The sequence below is a fragment of the Candidatus Pedobacter colombiensis genome (assembly GCA_029202485.1).
Classification (GTDB): domain Bacteria; phylum Bacteroidota; class Bacteroidia; order Sphingobacteriales; family Sphingobacteriaceae; genus Pedobacter; species Pedobacter colombiensis.
Window position 1 is genome coordinate 3,701,994 of record CP119313.1, and the last position, 17,460, is coordinate 3,719,453.

13 protein-coding genes are annotated in these 17,460 nt (G+C 39.8%); 2 read left to right on the top strand and 11 right to left on the bottom strand.

Going from position 1 to position 17,460, the window contains the following annotated elements:
• Positions 1 to 3 precede the first annotated feature (3 nt).
• Genes P0Y49_15600 through P0Y49_15610 form a run of 3 tightly spaced genes read right to left on the bottom strand, consistent with a single transcriptional unit; the run spans position 4 to position 4,340 of the window.
• Positions 4 to 2,367 carry an ABC transporter permease gene (locus P0Y49_15600; protein ID WEK18215.1) on the bottom strand — a complete coding sequence of 788 codons (2,364 nt, stop codon included), beginning with the start codon at positions 2,365 to 2,367 and terminating at the stop codon, positions 4 to 6.
• 13 nt (positions 2,368 to 2,380) lie between these two features.
• Entirely contained in the window at positions 2,381 to 3,079 is a 699-nt protein-coding gene (locus P0Y49_15605) for an ABC transporter ATP-binding protein (GenBank protein WEK18216.1), read from the bottom strand.
• A 16-nt stretch (positions 3,080 to 3,095) separates the two neighbouring features.
• Positions 3,096 to 4,340: an HlyD family efflux transporter periplasmic adaptor subunit gene (locus P0Y49_15610; protein ID WEK18217.1), complete on the bottom strand. Its 1,245-nt coding sequence runs from the start codon at positions 4,338 to 4,340 to the stop codon at positions 3,096 to 3,098.
• Positions 4,341 to 4,509: 169 nt separating this feature from the next.
• Between P0Y49_15610 and P0Y49_15615 the strand changes: the two genes are divergently transcribed.
• Together P0Y49_15615 and P0Y49_15620 are read left to right on the top strand one after the other, a co-directional pair.
• Complete coding sequence (locus tag P0Y49_15615; protein WEK18218.1) at positions 4,510 to 5,880, top strand: sigma-54 dependent transcriptional regulator; 1,371 nt, start codon at positions 4,510 to 4,512, stop codon at positions 5,878 to 5,880.
• Positions 5,877 to 7,235, top strand: a complete 1,359-nt coding sequence (locus P0Y49_15620) for an ATP-binding protein (protein ID WEK18219.1) — start codon at positions 5,877 to 5,879, stop codon at positions 7,233 to 7,235. The genes P0Y49_15615 and P0Y49_15620 overlap by 4 nt, the downstream gene beginning before the upstream one ends.
• Positions 7,236 to 7,287: 52 nt before the next feature.
• Here P0Y49_15620 and P0Y49_15625 read toward each other — a convergent pair whose 3' ends face one another.
• The 8 genes from P0Y49_15625 to P0Y49_15660 all read right to left on the bottom strand — a co-directional run bounded on the left by P0Y49_15625 (position 7,288) and on the right by P0Y49_15660 (position 17,288).
• Positions 7,288 to 8,559, bottom strand: coding sequence for a glucose-1-phosphate adenylyltransferase (locus tag P0Y49_15625; protein WEK18220.1), 1,272 nt, complete (start codon positions 8,557 to 8,559; stop codon positions 7,288 to 7,290).
• Positions 8,560 to 8,570: 11 nt separating this feature from the next.
• Complete coding sequence (locus tag P0Y49_15630; GenBank protein WEK18221.1) at positions 8,571 to 9,977, bottom strand: glycogen synthase; 1,407 nt, start codon at positions 9,975 to 9,977, stop codon at positions 8,571 to 8,573.
• Between the two features lie 85 nt (positions 9,978 to 10,062).
• Positions 10,063 to 11,313, bottom strand: coding sequence for a GTP-binding protein (locus P0Y49_15635; GenBank protein WEK18222.1), 1,251 nt, complete (start codon positions 11,311 to 11,313; stop codon positions 10,063 to 10,065).
• Complete coding sequence (gene cysD, locus P0Y49_15640; GenBank protein ID WEK18223.1) at positions 11,313 to 12,218, bottom strand: sulfate adenylyltransferase subunit CysD; 906 nt, start codon at positions 12,216 to 12,218, stop codon at positions 11,313 to 11,315. The genes P0Y49_15635 and cysD overlap by 1 nt, the downstream gene beginning before the upstream one ends.
• Before the next feature lie 12 nt (positions 12,219 to 12,230).
• Entirely contained in the window at positions 12,231 to 12,935 is a 705-nt protein-coding gene (locus P0Y49_15645; GenBank protein ID WEK18224.1) for a phosphoadenylyl-sulfate reductase, read from the bottom strand.
• 2 nt (positions 12,936 to 12,937) lie between these two features.
• Complete coding sequence (locus P0Y49_15650; protein WEK18225.1) at positions 12,938 to 14,407, bottom strand: TSUP family transporter; 1,470 nt, start codon at positions 14,405 to 14,407, stop codon at positions 12,938 to 12,940.
• 5 nt (positions 14,408 to 14,412) lie between these two features.
• Positions 14,413 to 15,198, bottom strand: a complete 786-nt coding sequence (gene cobA, locus P0Y49_15655) for a uroporphyrinogen-III C-methyltransferase (GenBank protein ID WEK18226.1) — start codon at positions 15,196 to 15,198, stop codon at positions 14,413 to 14,415.
• Positions 15,195 to 17,288 carry a HEPN domain-containing protein gene (locus tag P0Y49_15660; protein ID WEK18227.1) on the bottom strand — a complete coding sequence of 698 codons (2,094 nt, stop codon included), beginning with the start codon at positions 17,286 to 17,288 and terminating at the stop codon, positions 15,195 to 15,197. The genes cobA and P0Y49_15660 overlap by 4 nt, the downstream gene beginning before the upstream one ends.
• Positions 17,289 to 17,460 lie beyond the last annotated feature (172 nt).

Genomic DNA, 17,460 nt, shown 5'->3' on the forward strand with positions numbered 1-17,460 from the left:
AGTTTATTCGTATTTAAGAGCATCAACAGGATTTGCTTTGACCACTTTAATCGACTGGATACTTACTGTAAACAAGGCAATCAATAAGGATAAGACGATTGCAAGTACAAAAGGAATCAAGGAAATCCCTATACGAAACTCATATTTAGAAAGCCATTTATTAATAACGATATAAGCTACCGGGAAAGCGATTAGATTGGCAATGAGCACCAGTTTCACAAAATCTTTATTTAGTAAAGTCAGGATATGCAGACTTCCGGCTCCCAATACTTTCCGGATACTGATTTCTTTTTTACGTTGCTCGGCCATGTACAAACTAAGTCCCAGCAGTCCCAGGCAGGAAATAAATACAGCGAAGCCCCCAAACCAATTGGCCAGTATCCCCATTAATTTTTCATTTTTGAACTTCGATTCAAAGCTATCGCTCACAAAAGTAACGGTGGCTGGATAATCCGGATTGACCTCCTTCATCATGGTTTCTACTTCTGATATTGCTCTGCTAAGGTTTTGGTTCGGATTTAAGCGCATCGCTATTACTCCTTCCTTGTCAATTCCTTTTCCAATGATCATAGGCGAAGTACTTTTATAAGGAGATTCCATCACGAAATCTTTCATCACACCAATTATCGTGTATTGACCATCATTCCAGCTGACCACTGAACCCACAGGTTTCAAAAGCCCCATTACTTTCGCCCCAGCTTCATTGATCACTACACCAGTTGAATCATGGAATGAACGGGAAAAATCCCTCCCCTCCAGCATACTCCCTCCAAGGGTTCCTACAAAATCATCGTAGGCAAACCTAAAATTAAACATGATATTTTCATTTGGATTTTTACCCGGCCAGCTTACAGAAGTCGTATTATTTCCACCTTGCGTCAAACTCAGACTAAAAGTGCTGACCTTACTTGCTACACCGCTTTTCAACAACCTATCACGAAACAACTCTGCTTTCGACTTGTCTTTCAAAACTCCTTCAATTGGAATTTCTATCAATCCATTTTTATCATAACCAATCGGTTTATTCTTTATAAAAATTAGTTGTTGATAAATCACAGCAGTACAAATAATTAAACAGGAGGCAAATACAAATTGAAACACTACCAACACCTTCCTGATCGACAAAGAAGCCCCGCCAGCTCTGCCAAACCCTTTTAAAACCTTAACCGGATCAAAGGATGACAAGTAAAAGGCTGGATAACTACCAGCAATAAAACCCGTAAAAAGAGTCAACCCAAATAATAACATCCAGAATTTCCAGTCAGTGTAATTAATAGTCAATGTCACATTGAGTAAGTTATTGAAATAAGGAAGACTAAATTCTATAAGGATGAAAGCGACAACCATGCCTAAGAAAGCAAGCAGCACTGATTCCATGATAAACTGACTAATCAGCGTTTTTCTAGAGGCACCAATCGCCTTTCTCACGCCCACCTCTTTTGCTCTTTTTTCAGACCTGGCAGTAGAAAGGTTCATAAAATTAATACAGGCAATCAGTAAAATACAAAAAGCGAGGATAAAGAAAATCCTGAGCATATCTATCTTACCTCCAACAGATTTCCCATTTTCAAACTCATCATATAAATGCCATTTGGCAAGTGGGTGAATAATAGCGATGTTACCATTATCTTTTTGGTTTCTTCCATAGATACCATGAATCTCCTTGCTTACCTTTTCAAAGGCACTATTATCCTTTAATTGTAGTACGGTAAAGCAGTAATTACTTCCCCAACCGGCATTTTTAGTCCATGTATTTAGCTTTTCGTAAAGTTCCCAGGACATCAGGTAGTCAAACTTAATGCTGCTCGTTGTTGGTACATCTTCTATTACCCCTTCCACGGTTAACAGCTCCGTGTCAGCAAGTTTTAGTGTTTTATTCAAAGGTTCTTCATTACCAAACAAAAGTTTAGCTGTTTTTTCGGTGAGAATCACGCCGTTTGGAGATTTCAAGGCCTGATTCTTATTTCCTTTAATAAATTTATAATCAAAGATTTTAAGAAAAGAAGGATCCGTAAACATTCCTCTCTTCTTGTAGGACTTATCCTCGTTTGTAATCAAAAATTCAGAAGGGTAGGTAGAATGGGTGACATAGCTGAGTTCTGGTATAGTCTCTCTTAGGTTGTCCGCCATGATACCGGGTGTCCAGGCAAAACTCACCACACTATTTGCATTTTTCTGGTTGCTATACACCACATAAGTGCGGTCGTAACCTGTGGTATGTTTATCATAACTCCATTCGTACGCAACATACAATAACAAAAGCATACAGCTAGCCAAGCCAATAGCCAGGCCACCCACATTAATGAGCGTATAACCTTTGTTCTTCCAAAGGTTGCGCATTGCGATTTTAAGGTTGAGTCTAAACATCAGTGGTTGTTTTTTAAATTAGTTCTTCAGTACGGGTTTTATTTATTTTTTCTGAGATCACATGACCATCTTTTAGATTGATGATGCGATTAGAAAAACTGGCGTCATGAGAAGAGTGTGTTACCATCACGATGGTAGTTCCTGTTTCATTCAATTCGCAAAGCAATTCCATAACTTCATTACCATGAGAACTGTCCAGGTTACCAGTAGGCTCATCGGCAAGTACCAGTTTCGGCTTGGTCACTAAAGCTCTAGCCACCGCCACACGCTGCTGTTGACCACCGGAAAGCTGCTGTGGAAAATGCCCACTCCTGTTTACAATATTCATCCTTTCGATGATCTCATTTACCAATCGCTTGCGTTCTGGTGCTACCACTTTGTTATAAATCAATGGTAACTCAATGTTTTCAAAAACCGTCAATTCATCGATCAGGTTAAAGTTCTGAAACACAAACCCCATATTGCGTTTCCTGAAGTTGGAACGCTCTTTATCATTTAGTTTCAGCAATTCCGTATCAATAAATTTGTAACTCCCACTTTCCGGTTTATCCAGTAGGCCCATTACATTTAGCAGGGTAGACTTGCCACATCCAGATGGTCCCATAATGGAAACAAACTCTCCTTCTCTGACCTGCAGGTTAATCCCATTTAGAGCTGTGGTTTCAATTTCTTCCGTTTTATAAACTTTTTCCAGGTTTTCGATTTTTATCATGGCTATATTTTTCAGATTATTTGCTTACTTCTACAATATCGTATTGATTAAACTGGTCGTAGGAAGAGGTAATCACTTCTTCTCCTTTTTGCAATCCTTCCAGTACTTCATAATACTTGTGGTTTTTACGTCCGATTTTAACATTTCTTTTGGTAGCTTTTCCGTCTTTCAAAACGAACACCCAGGTACCACCGGTACTTTGGAAGAATTGTCCCTGTGCAATAAGCAATGATTTACTGTTATCCGAAAGGATCAATTTCACCTGCATAGATAAACCTCTTCTCAGGTCTTCCGGGGCTTTACCGTCAAACACCAATTCCACCTGAAACTGTCCGGCAGTAACTTCAGGAATCACTTTCCTAACCAGCAGTTTATAGGTATTTCCATTAAATTCTACAGTCGCCGTTTGCCCTTCTTTTACCCTGTTCACATAATATTCGTCTACACTGGCTTGCAATTTATATCCTTGCAACACATCAATCTTACCCAGCATTTCATTAGGAGCGTAAGACTTACCTATGACCGGATCGTAAGAGGAGAGACGACCTGCCACAGGTGCCTTAATGGTCATGTTTTCTATATTTTGTCTGATCGTTTCCAGGCTTTCGTTCATTCTTCCAATGGAGATATCAATTTGCTTCAACTGCATCACCCTACCTTGATTTTCCTGTTTAATTGCTTGTCTCAAAATCTCTCTTCTTCCTTGAAAATATTCATAATCTTGATTAGAAGTATTGAATTCCTCCCTGGTGATTACATTTTTCTTGAATAAAGTACTATCAATTTTATACTTACGAGTTGCGGTTCTCAAACTGTTTTCAATATCCATCATATCCTGCCCCATTACCCGTTGGTTTTGCTCCAGATCCAATCTTAACTTTCTCAATTGATTGATCTGTTCGGTAATACTGGTCTCGCTGGAAGTATAACTCGATAAAGCATTTGGATTGGCGATTCTCAATAAAGGCGTCCCCTTTACTACCGAAGCTCCATTTTCTGTAAAGATCTCTGCTACAGTACCACCTTCCGGCGAACTCAAAATTACCGAAGTTAAAGGAACCACACTGGCATTTAACAATACCACGTCTTCAAAATCTCCAAAAGTTACCTGGTTGACGGTCAGCTTTTCTGCATCGGCTTTGTAAATTTTATTTAGAGACAAGCTATATCCGTAGCCTACCAGGCCAACTAAAATAACTGCACCTACAATAGTTGATATTGTTTTCTTACTGAACCGCTTTTTCTGTATAATCTTATCCATTTTTGTATTGCACTTATTGCTTAGCCATAAGCTAAGGCTGTGCCAACCCAAAAACAAAACCATACACAGCTATCTATCAACAACTTAAGTTAAATTCAGATTAAAAACCGTTCATAATCGGACAGTAGCTGTACAACATCGGACAAAAAAACTTAAATTCATACCATATATGATAGATGCAAATATTTTGGTAATTGATGATGATGACGATATCTTATTAAGTGCCCGTTTATTCCTAAAACAACACTTCAGCAAGGTGATCACCTGCAAATCACCTAAAGAAATCAATGTATTGCTAAGCCGCAATGAAGTAGACCTCATTTTGCTAGACATGAACTATCAAAAAGGGACCAGCGATGGCCGTGAAGGATTGTATTGGCTGGATCACATCTTATCCATTGATAAGGATTATGTGGTCATCCTCATGACTGCTTATGGAAATGTGGAGCTCGCCGTACAGGCGATCAAAAAAGGAGCCACTGACTTTATCCTTAAACCCTGGGAAAATGAAAAACTTTTTGCCACCCTATCTGCTGCCTCCCGATTAAGGCAATCCAACAAAAAGGTGAAAAAACTGGAAAAGATCCATTCATCTCTTCAAAAGGATCAGGCCAGACAATTTGAACATATTATAGGAAATTCAGCTCCAATAAAACACCTGCAAAACACCTTATTAAAGGTAGCTCCTACAGATGCCAATGTGTTGATCCTGGGGGAAAACGGAACTGGAAAGCAAGTATTCGCCTACGAAATTCACAAACATTCTTTGAGGAAAAATGCAATCTTCATGCATGTGGACTTAGGCTCTCTCAACGAGCATCTTTTTGAAAGTGAACTATTTGGTTATGCAAAAGGAGCTTTTACGGATGCAAAAGATGATAAACCCGGCAGGTTTGAGCTTGCCGATGGAGGAACGATATTTCTAGACGAGATTGGTAATTTATCTCAGCCACTACAGGCAAAGCTATTGAGTGTGCTGCAAAACAGAACGGTCACCCGGCTTGGAGAAAGTAAAGAACGAAAAGTAAATGTAAGATTGATTACAGCTACCAATATGCCCTTAAATGAAATGGTAGCCAAGGGTACCTTCCGACAAGATTTACTATTCCGCATCAATACGGTAGAACTTTTATTACCTGCCCTGGCGCAACGCGGCGAAGATATTACCCTATTGGCCAACCATTTCTTACATAGCTTCAGCACCAAATACCATAAAAACCTTTCCAGGTTTGAACCAAAAGCAGAAAGCTTCTTACTTGGCTATCACTGGCCAGGAAATGTGCGTGAACTGCAACACGTTGTCGAGCGTGCGGTAATTATGGCTGATGGAATGGAGATCTCTGCACAGGATTTACAGTTGAGCCCACAGAAATTTAGCGGAAGTACAGTGATCCAACCAGAAATGGGTCTGGAGGAAATGGAAAAACTCATGGTTCAAAAAGCGATCGATAAACACAAAGGAAATATCTCCAGAGCAGCGCTGGAGCTGGGCCTCACCCGTGCGGCACTTTACCGTCGCATAGAAAAGTTTGACCTATGACCTTTTATAACCGATTCACCTTCCGCCTGCTTAGCCGATTGGTTTTAATCAACATCCTAGCCATTTTATTGTACCATTTGATCAAAAACACGGAACTTTGGTTTACCATTTCGGGATTGAGTATTCTTTTGATCGCCGCATTGATGAACCTGTATTTCTACATCAATCAGATCAGGGAAGACATCAAGCGCTTTATTCTGGCAGTAAAAACCCGGGACAGCACATTAAACTTCAGGAATAAGGCAACGAAAGGTAGTTTCCCGGAACTTTATGAGTCCTTCAACGACATCATTCAGGCCCAAAAGGACATGCAGCTGGAAAAAGACTCGATGTTTCAACTCATCAAAACTATATTGGAACAAGTACCGGTAGGTGTGATTGTAGTGAAAGATAATGAGGATGTCAGGCAGGCAGAAATTGTATTTTTCAACCAGGCAGCTACCAGTTTATTGGGCATACCCGCGTATAAATATTGGCATCGGCTGGCACGGCATAGTCCACAGTTTGCTAAAGAAATAGAAAGTATAGGTAAAGGTGGGAAGCGCTTTATGGAGCTAAAGATTCAGGAAAAACTGATCCAGCTGTCTACAGAAGTAATTCCTTTAAACCTCTACTTGACAGATTACATCATCATTTCCTTCCAGAACATCAAAGACGAGATTGAGCAAAAGGAATCCGAAGCCTGGAACCGCTTAATTGGTGTGATCTCTCATGAGATCCTAAATTCCATTACGCCGATCAGTTCTTTATCTGACACCGTAAACAGTATGATCGCCGATAAAGAATCATTAAACTATGAAGATCTTGAAGATTTAAAACCGGCCATAAAGACAATCAAAAGACGGTCTGAGGGACTGCTGGATTTTGTAAAAGACTACCGTCTGATTGCAGAGTTGCCAACACCAAACCTGCAATACCATACTATAGGGGAAATACTGCAACACATCAAAGTGCTAATGCAGCCTTTTGCCAACGGCAGAAACATCACCCTTAAAGTAGAACAAACTTCGTCCAAGATCACCATTCAAATAGATTTGAAGTTGGTAGAACAGGCATTGATCAATCTGGTTACAAATAGTATTTACGCTTTGGAAGGAGTGGAACACCCGATTATCGAAATCAACTACCGAATGAATCAGAATAAACTCTACCTGGAAGTGAGCGACAATGGTAAAGGAATTGATCCGGAGCTGATTGAAAAGATCTTTGTACCTTTCTTTACCACCAGAAAAAATGGGTCTGGTATCGGACTTACCATTACCAGAAACATTATGAAAATGCATCAAGGAAACCTGGAGGTCAATTCTATTCCTTTTGAAAAGACCGTATTTTCGTTAGTGTTTCGTTACCAATAAAAAAGCCAGGTCAGAGAATGCATCCTGACCAGGCGATAAACTTATTTGTCATCTAAATCACTGTTCCATTTGGAATAACCGCTCCTTTTTTGACTACAACTATACCATCTTTAACCGTATACAAAGGATGATCGCCATCAGCCAAATGATCACCACCAATGATTTGCACATCATTCCCGATCCTGCAATTCTTGTCAATCAGTGCATTCACAATTTTACACCGATCACCAATTCCAATCAACGGCTTTTCTTTAGCAGTCTCCTCTTCAATTTCTTGTAGGGTTTGATATCTATCACTCCCCATCACATAAACACTCTCTATAACGGTATCTATTCCTATTCTTGACCGGATACCAATCACTGCATGCTTAATTTCTGCAGCTTGTAAAATACAGCCTTCAGCAATTATCGTTTTGTTCAACGTAGTACCCAATATTTTTGATGGAGGCAGCATCCTTGCGCGGGTAAATATGCCATGGTGACTGTCGAATAAGTTGAACTTAGGAATATCATCCGTAAGACCCAAATTGGCTTCAAAAAATGAAGATATATTTCCTATGTCTGTCCAATAGCCTTCGTACTGAAAACTCAATACTTTATTATGTGCCATCGCCCTTGGGATGATCTCTTTACCAAAATCCTTCTCCTCAGGATTATCTAACAAAATTTTAACCAGTAAATCCCTGTTGAAGATATAAATACCCATTGAGGCAAGATAATCGCGGCCCTCTGCATGCATTTCTGCTCCTGTATCGGACGACCAGTCGGGCAGTAGTTCGAAAGCAGGTTTTTCTATAAAAGAGGTAATAAAGCTATTTTCATCTACCTTTAAAATACCAAAATCAGTTGCATCTTTTGCCGTTACCGGAATTGTAGCAATACTAACTTCAGCCCCCTTGCTGGCATGTTCCTGTACCATCTTATTGAAATCCATCTGATACAATTGATCACCGGATAAAATCAGTGCGTATTCAAACTCATGGTTCAGCAAATGATGCATGGTTTGCCTAACTGCATCTGCCGTTCCCTGAAACCATGTTGGATTATCAGGCGTTTGCTCAGCAGCCAGGATATCAACAAATGCAGAGCTAAAATAACTAAAATGATATGTATTTTTAATGTGTTTGTTTAAGGATGCAGAATTGAATTGCGTTAAAACAAACATCCTATGTATGCCCGAGTTCAGGCAATTAGAGATTGGGATATCTACTAAACGATATTTTCCTCCTATTGGCACCGCTGGTTTAGAACGAGTTTGCGTTAATGGCGCCAGTCTTGAACCTTGACCACCGCCAAGGATTACCCCCAATACATTGTCAGTCATAGTATTTCATTTTATATTTGGTACAGATCTATATATTGTTGCGCTGCCTTATCCCATGAATGATCCAGCTGCATGATAAACTTACGTATTTCTTTTACATCTTTTGTACTGGTATATAGGTCATAAGCCCGACCTATGGCATGTCCAACATCCCAAACGCTACTCTGATCATGACAAATACCAAAACCACCATCCCCTATATCAATAACCGTATCCTTTAACCCCCCAATTCTTCTAACAATGGGAATCGTTCCATATCTTAAAGCATACATTTGGTTTAAACCACAAGGCTCTACCCTACTGGGCATAAGCAAAAAATCAGCGGCAGCATAAATCTGATGCGACAGCTGTTCATTATACCCTATATAAGCATTGTAATTTCCCGGAAATGCTGCTTTCAACTGTGATAACCGGCCTTCTACCTGGGGGTCACCAGATCCAAGAACCAGCACATTTATTTCTCCGTTATAAGTGATTAAAGCATTGTAAAATATGTCAGGAAGCAAATCAGCTCCTTTTTCACCTACCAATCGGCCAATAAAAGTAAATAAGGGCTTTTCCGGATCAAGATTAAAAACAGCACAAAGGGCTTCCTTATTTGCCTTTTTCCCGGCATCTACTGTACGAAGAGTATATTTTTTCTCCAGCATAGGATCAGTATTCGGATTCCATACCTCATTGTCAATTCCATTAAGGATACCAAACGATTTACTACGTTCCTGAGCAAGCAAATCTTCCAGTCCATTTGCTTTAAAGCTAATCTCATCCAAATAACTTGGTGAAACTGTTGTTATCCGCCATGCGCATTTAATAGCCGAAGCCAATGGATTAATAGCTCCACGCCAGTCTAGCATTCCAGATTTCCATAAATCGAAAGTTGGAATATAATGGAGCTTATCCCAGCCAAACTGCCCCTGGTATTGGGCATTGTGGATGGTCAGTACTGTAGGAATATGACTTAAGTTTTTAAACTGATGACAATAAGCAACCATAAAAGGTACCAATCCAGTATGGTGGTCATGGCAATGGATCACATCAGGGCGATGTTCCCATTGCGCCATCCAGTCGAGCACGGCAATCTGATAAGCTAGGAAACGTTCTGTATCATCATCATAACCATACACCATTTCCCGATCTAACAAGCCCTCAATGTGAACAAGATATAGATCAAACCCGAGCTTATTGGTCTTTTCTCTAAAAATCCTTACGGTAAAATTATGAAAGCCAAGTTTACCCCAGCCATCATAAACTACCTCAAACTCATTCTCCTGTATAAATTTATTGTGATATGCAGGCATTACGACTTTAGCCACATGCCCAAGCTTATTTTGATACTTGGGCAAAGCACCCACAACATCACCTAAACCACCAACTTTAGCTATAGGATAACATTCGGCACTAAGGTGTATAATCTCCATATTTTGAGGCTTTAAAAATCACCTCAAAATAGCGATTACAATAAGGAATGCAAATATTTAGTGTAAATAAATTATTTATATTTTTTTAATCTGCTACAGCCCTGAACATCAAAGCTGCTACTGTTAAATTGGTCCTACTATCGATCAAAATAGCCGCACCATTGGCTTTGTTATCGGTATACAAATCAAACGCAAGCTCATCAGCAGTTTTTAGCACGACCCTACCTATATCGTTCAATTTAAAATCATGAGCATCTTGTTTTTCCAGTGTATTGATATCCACTTTATAAACAATTTCAGAGATTTTACACTTTGTTACCTTGCTATTGTGTTGCAACAGATAAGTAATACTTTCATCAAGTGGCCTTGCGTCCATCCAACACACATCAGCTTCTATGAGCTTAGCATTTTGCGGCAAATGATCGGCATTAACCAATACATCACCCCTGCTGATATCAATATTATCTTTTAAATGAAGTGTTACCGACTGCCCTGCATAAGCTGTCTCAGGTTGTTGATCAAATATTTCTATTCTTTCAATAACAGAACTGCTTCCCGATGGCAAAACTGTAACCTTATCATTTACATTAAATTCGCCACTTAAAATTCGACCCGCATAACCTCTGTAATCGTGCAATTCATCTGTCTGTGGCCTCACTACCCACTGTACCGGCATACGAGCAAGATCAGACTCAGCGCCTGTCTCTACATCAACTGTTTCCAAAAAATGTAATAAACTACGACCATGATACCAAGCCATATTTTCAGACTCATTTACCACATTGTCACCTTTTAAAGCACTTACGGGAATAAAGTTTACATCCTTTAAATTCAATTGAGCAGCTAACGCTTTGTATTTATCGGTAATGGCTGTAAATACGGTTTCACTATAGCTAACCATATCCATCTTATTTAAGCATACCACTACATGCTCAATACCCAATAAAGACACCAGGTACGAATGGCGGATAGTCTGCTCGACCACTCCATTTCTAGCATCAATTAAAATGATCGCCAATCTAGCTGTAGATGCACCAGTAACCATGTTACGGGTATATTGTATGTGGCCAGGGGTATCAGCAATGATAAATTTGCGTTTATCTGTCTGAAAATATTTATAAGCCACATCAATCGTAATTCCCTGCTCACGCTCAGCCCTTAAACCATCGGTTAAAATGGCCAGGTCAATTGTTCCATCATCATTTTTGCGGTTAGACTGCTGTAAAGCTTCTAACTGATCGGCCAGGATGGAATCTGTATCGTATAACAACCTTCCTATAAGTGTGCTTTTACCATCATCAACACTACCGGCTGTAAAAAATTTAAGTATATTCATTAAAAGTATCCTCCCTTTTTGCGGTCTTCCATAGCAGCTTCCGAAACTTTATCGTCCATGCGGGCCCCTCGTTCACTAATTTTTGATGCACTGATTTCTTCAATGATCACATCAATTTCATCAGCATTTGATTCAACAGCAGCAGTACAACTCATATCACCAACTGTACGGAACCTCACTTTTTTGTGTTCAACAACATCATCTTCATCCATGTTTAAAAACGGAGAAGCGGCCATTAGTTGTCCATTACGTGTGATTACATCTCTGTAATGAGCAAAATAGATAGAAGGCAAACCTATATTTTCTCTTTTGATATAGTTCCAAACATCAAGTTCTGTCCAGTTACTGATTGGAAATACCCTTACATTCTCGCCTTTATGAATCTTACCATTATAAATGTTCCACAGCTCTGGACGCTGACGCTTAGGGTCCCACTGACCAAATTCATCTCTTACCGAAAAAATACGTTCTTTGGCACGGGCTTTTTCTTCATCTCTTCTGGCACCACCAATACATGCATCAAAACCATGTAGGGCGATGGTATCTAAAAGGGTAACTGTTTGCAGGGCATTTCTACTAGCATTTTTTCCTGTTTGCTCCACTACCTTTCCCTGATCAATGGATTCCTGAACCCTACCTACAATTAATTTTTCGCCCAACCTCTGCACCATCTCATCACGGTAAATGATGGTTTCTTCGAAGTTATGTCCGGTATCTATGTGTACTAGTGGAAAAGGAAACTTGCCCGGTCTGAAAGCTTTTTCGGCCAAGCGTACCAATGTAATGGAATCCTTACCTCCTGAAAACAGTAAGGCCGGTTTTTCAAATTGCCCTGCAACCTCACGTAATATGTGAATAGCCTCGGCCTCTAATTCGTCTAAATAATCTAAATTATACTTACTCATATCCTGTTGCAATTACGTTGTGGCATGCAAACCACATTCTTTTTTTGATTGATCTTCCCACCACCAGCGGCCAGCTCTAAAATCCTCACCCTCACTAACCGCCCTTGTACATGGCGCACAGCCTATGCTTGGGAATCCCTTATCATGTAATGTGTTGTAAACAATATTATTTTTTTTTATGTATGCCTTTACTTCATCCAGAGACCAGAAGAAAATCGGATGAAATTTAATCATTTGATTTTGCTCATCCCATTCCAGATTCGACATATCGTGTCGGTTTACGGATTGCTCCGCCCTGATCCCGGTAACCCAGAGATCATTGCCTTTTAATGCTCTCCTTAAAGGCTCTAACTTGCGGATTCCGCAGCATTCCTTTCTGTTTTCTACAGACTCATAAAAGCTGCTTGGCCCCTTTTTATTCACCATCGCCTGTACGGCTTCAGTGTCTGGGAAATAAGCTAAAATGGGCTTATTATAAATTTCTAAAGTACGGTTCCACACATAGTATGTTTCGGGAAATAACCTACCTGTTTCCAGTGTAAAAACCTCTATAGGTATATCATTGGCGAAAATCATGTGCGTGATTACCTGATCTTCCCATCCAAAACTTGTAGAAAAAACAATTTTTCCCGGATATTGAGCTGCAAAAAATTGCAATGCAGCTACCGGATCAAGATCCTTAATTTTTTCGGCTATTTCTGCTGATTTTTCCTTCATGACTAAACTAATTTTAGGATAAAATTGATGATACTGCGCAGGCTTACTAAAACCACAAGAATACCCACTGAAACCATAATTGTCTTAGCGGATATCTTATTAGAAACTTTTGCAGCGATTGGTGATGCCAACGCACTTCCAATAACCAAACCTGCTACCGCTTCCCAATGTGCCCCATTTAGCATGGTAATAAAAGTGAGTGAGCTCATCAATGCAATAAAAAAGCGGGTAATTTTTACCGTTCCTAAAGAGAACCGGGCATTTCTTCCCCCTGCAATTAAGCTCGACAATACAATTGAACCCCATCCACCACCACCAACAGCATCAATAAAACCACCAAACAAGCCTAACAACGAGATCTTTTTTATCTTCCCATTTTGAGCAGTTTTTTTACGATTGGCCTGATAAGCTTTGGATAATATTACGCAGCCCAGTATTAATGTGTATAATGAAACAACTGGCTTGGTGTAATTGCTGTAATGCTCTAATGAGGATAATAAATAGGCACCAGTTACAGCACCAATAATACCGGGTATCAATAGTAGTTTAAACAATTTCCAGTTCACATTCCCGAAGCGATAATGCATCCAACCGGCAATACCATTACTTAAAATCTCAGATAAATGTACACCCATACTGGCTGAAGCCGGGGGAACTCCCATCGCCAAAGAAAATGAAGTACTGGTTACTCCGTACGACATGCCTATGGCCCCATCAATCATTGCAAAAATAAATCCACCAATTAAAAACCAATAAAACATCGGATTAAGGTTGCTAATATAAGTCTGAAACTCGGGCTCCTTATGCCAAAAAACAGTCACCACTATAGCAAATGAAAATACAATAGCCAACCAGACTAACCACTTCAAATTAGCCCTGGTAGTCCTTTCGGCTTTACCATCAACCAATGAAGACGTTACGGCATTTAGTTTTTTAACTTTCGAAGCAAAATCTCCATTAAGGGTATTTCTAAGTGCCTGCATGTTTTGCAGGGTATCATTTATTTCTTCAGGTAAACTATCATTTAGCACTTCCTTTAATCTTTTCGCAATGGTAGGAGATTTTCCATTCGTGGATATTGCTATTTTAAGATCACCTTTTTTTACAATAGAACCCAGATAAAAATTACACAAGTCGGGCTTATCGGCAAAGTTGACCAGTAAACTCTTCTTGTCTCCTTCCAGCCTGATCTGATGATTGAGTTCATCATTATTTGTAGCTGCAATAACCAAATCAACACCTTCAAGGTCAGAAGCATTAAATTCTCGCTCTAAAATACTAACCCTCTCATGCTTTTCGGCAAGCTGCTTTACCTCTGGTAAAATCTCCAGCGCAATAACAGTTACATTTGCATCTGGACTATTGCCAAGTATTGCTGTTAACTTCTCCAGGCCCACAGGTCCTGCACCAACCAATAGTGTATGTATGGAGTTCAATTTAATGAAGACAGGAAATAACTGGTTGCCTTCCATAAAAATTACAATTCTTCTTTAAGTGCCTGATAAAAATCCTTGATGGGCTGAAACGAGGGATGCAAGGAAACTACCTCACCAAAAATAAGTAAAGCCGGAGCCTTAATTCCTTTTTCTTCCACCAGTTCAACAATTGTATCCACTATGCCAATGGCTAGTTTCTCATTTTCGGTTGAACCACTTTGTATCGCCGCCACCGGTAACTGATGCTTGCCTTCATTTTGGAACAATTTGACAATCTCTTTCAGCTTACTCAAGCCCATTAATACAACTACTGTGGCTTTAGCGCGCGCGGCTTCATACAAATCGTTAGAAATCTGTCCGGAAGCCGTGGTCCCTGTAACGACCCAAAAACTTTCACTTAAACCCCGGTGTGTTACCGGAATTTGTTGCAAACCGGGTACTGAGATAGAGCTTGATAATCCAGGGATTACCGAAACCGGGATGCTATATCCCGCTGCATAATCCAGCTCCTCATATCCTCGGCCAAAAACAAAAGGATCTCCACCTTTTAAGCGAACCACATGACCATAGTTAAGCGCATAATCAACCATTAATTTGTTGATGGCATCCTGACCATAAGAATGTTCTCCTGATCTTTTGCCCACATATACCTTAATGGCTTCAGGGTTAGCATAATCTAAAACGCCTTCGTTTACCAAAGCATCATATAAAACAACATTAGCTGTTTTAAGCGCATTGGCACCTCTCATGGTAATTAATTCGGGATCACCCGGACCAGCACCAACAAGTGTTATTTTTGGCTCTCTATTGTTAATTTGAGTGATCATTGAAATTGCTCCTCTCTTTTAGCTTTCATTTCTTGATAGAACTTATCAACAGTATTTAAGTAAGCTGTTGCAAATTCTTTAGTTGGTTCATTTTTGTTAATTTGCAGCACCAGATCATTAAATGAACCTTCCAGTTTCACCTCCCCTGTAGCTACATAATGGTTATCAAACTCACGGATGATACCGATTTGTGTGCTGCTGTTTACACCTTTATCCAGTAACAATGCTTTGGCGGCACTTACAAATACAGCATAGGTATGGTATATAGCATCAGCCCAGGCTTCAGCTTCGAAAGAAGCCTTTGCCCAGCCTAGTTTTTCCTCTGCCTCAAGTAATAAAGTAGCCACTAAATCGATCACCACTCCGGCACATTCACCCACACCGATGGCTGGTATAAATATTCCCTCATGACCCCAATCTACAAACTCTTCATCTTTCAGATTGGTCAAATCAGCCAAAGGTTTCAACATCTGGTAAAAATAATCTTTACCATTTCTATCATAATATTGATGGAAACTTTCTTCTTTTTCTGCATTCGCTGCAAAGTCGTTCAATAAGGTCCTCAGTACATCAGTTGCACGTTTAGATGGCGCTTTAATTACACGCTCCGCTACTCTTCCTGCACCATCACCAATTGTACCGCCACCCAGCATCACTTGTACTGCAGGTACAACCTTACCACTGGCTTTTACGGAACTGCCATGAAAACCAATATGAGCTAGTCCGTGTTGTCCACATGAGTTCATACAGCCACTGATTTTAATTTTGATATCTTTGTCATAAATCAGCTCGGGATATTCTTTGTAAATTACATCCTCTAAAGCAACTGAAAGTGACATACTGTTAGAAATACCAAGGTTACAGGTATCTGTACCCGGACAGGTTGTCACATCCCCAACACTATCAAAGCCTGGTTTTGCAAAGCCCAATTCTTTAAGTGCAACATATAAAGCCGGCAATGCTCCTGCTCTTATAAACTTGAGCATTAGCCCCTGGTTTTGAGTAATACGAATCTCATCTGCTGCATATGGAGCGATGGCCTCAACCAGTTTACGTGCTTGTTCTGTTGGGATATCTCCTTTGGTTACTTTAATGTAAACGGCATAGAAACCATCCTGTTTTTGTGCGTTTACATTTGTTGCACGCCAGTGTTTATAATCTATTGTATTAACTACTTCATCCAAAACCGGATACTCAACTAATGCAGGTATTTGTGGCTGCGGAACAGTATCACGATCTATTTTAAAAGATTTTGATTTATTGGCAATACGTTCTTCTTCAATTAATCTCAAAACCTCTTCTAATCCAAGTTTCTGTACCAGATATTTTAAGCGGGCTTTATTTCTATTTGTTCTTTCACCATAACGATCAAACACCCTTAATACCGATTCAGCATAAGGAATGATCTGATCTTCATGCAGAAACTCATGAACCAATTCGGCTAAGAAAGGTTGAGCACCTAAACCGCCACCAAGTACGACTTTAAAACCACGTTCCCCCTGTTCATTAATTTTAGGAATAAAACCAAGATCATGGATGTAACTAAATGCAGTATCCTTTTCATCAGAAGAAAAAGAAAATTTAATCTTCCTTCCCATTTCCTGACAAATTGGGTTACGTAAAAAGTAAGTAAAGAAGGCATGAGCATATGGAGAAACGTCAAAAGGCTCGTTCGGGTTGATGCCGGCATCGGGAGATGAAGTTACGTTACGGACCGTATTTCCACATGCTTCTCGAATGGTTACATCGTCACGTTGTAATTCTTCCCACAGTTGTGGCGTTCTATCCAGGCTCACATAGTGAATCTGAATATCCTGACGGGTAGTAAGGTGCAAGTTCCTACTCGCATACTCATCTGATACATCAGAAATACGTAGCAATTGCTGAAAGGTTACCTTTCCAAATGGAAGTTTAATACGCACCATTTGTACGCCAGGCTGTCTTTGTCCGTAAACCCCACGTGCTAAACGCAGACTTCTAAATTTCTCATCATGGATTTTACCTTCACGAAATTCCCTGATCTTTTTTTCAAGATCAATGATGTCCTTTTCGACGATAGGGTTCTCTAACTCTGTCCTAAAACTTTGCATACTTTTGGTCTTATTTAAAAAAAGCTCCTCTGTCTGTTGGACCGGAGAAGCTTCAATATCATATCTCAACAGTCTATAACTTTACTTATACATGCAGTGCATGTTCGGGTAAATAGTACTGTTGTTAGTCTTGTTCATAAAGCAAATATATAAAGTATACAGGAATTGTAGT

What these genes read in the sequence shown, in the direction of transcription:
- P0Y49_15600 (WEK18215.1), bottom strand. Translation starts at nt 2,367, where the DNA reads ATGTTTAGACTCAACCTTAAAATCGCAATGCGCAACCTTTGGAAGAAC.
- P0Y49_15605 (WEK18216.1), bottom strand. Translation starts at nt 3,079, where the DNA reads ATGATAAAAATCGAAAACCTGGAAAAAGTTTATAAAACGGAAGAAATT.
- P0Y49_15610 (WEK18217.1), bottom strand. Translation starts at nt 4,340, where the DNA reads ATGGATAAGATTATACAGAAAAAGCGGTTCAGTAAGAAAACAATATCA.
- P0Y49_15615 (WEK18218.1), top strand. Translation starts at nt 4,510, where the DNA reads ATGATAGATGCAAATATTTTGGTAATTGATGATGATGACGATATCTTA.
- P0Y49_15620 (WEK18219.1), top strand. Translation starts at nt 5,877, where the DNA reads ATGACCTTTTATAACCGATTCACCTTCCGCCTGCTTAGCCGATTGGTT.
- P0Y49_15625 (WEK18220.1), bottom strand. Translation starts at nt 8,559, where the DNA reads ATGACTGACAATGTATTGGGGGTAATCCTTGGCGGTGGTCAAGGTTCA.
- P0Y49_15630 (WEK18221.1), bottom strand. Translation starts at nt 9,977, where the DNA reads ATGGAGATTATACACCTTAGTGCCGAATGTTATCCTATAGCTAAAGTT.
- P0Y49_15635 (WEK18222.1), bottom strand. Translation starts at nt 11,313, where the DNA reads ATGAATATACTTAAATTTTTTACAGCCGGTAGTGTTGATGATGGTAAA.
- cysD (WEK18223.1), bottom strand. Translation starts at nt 12,218, where the DNA reads ATGAGTAAGTATAATTTAGATTATTTAGACGAATTAGAGGCCGAGGCT.
- P0Y49_15645 (WEK18224.1), bottom strand. Translation starts at nt 12,935, where the DNA reads ATGAAGGAAAAATCAGCAGAAATAGCCGAAAAAATTAAGGATCTTGAT.
- P0Y49_15650 (WEK18225.1), bottom strand. Translation starts at nt 14,407, where the DNA reads ATGGAAGGCAACCAGTTATTTCCTGTCTTCATTAAATTGAACTCCATA.
- cobA (WEK18226.1), bottom strand. Translation starts at nt 15,198, where the DNA reads ATGATCACTCAAATTAACAATAGAGAGCCAAAAATAACACTTGTTGGT.
- P0Y49_15660 (WEK18227.1), bottom strand. Translation starts at nt 17,288, where the DNA reads ATGCAAAGTTTTAGGACAGAGTTAGAGAACCCTATCGTCGAAAAGGAC.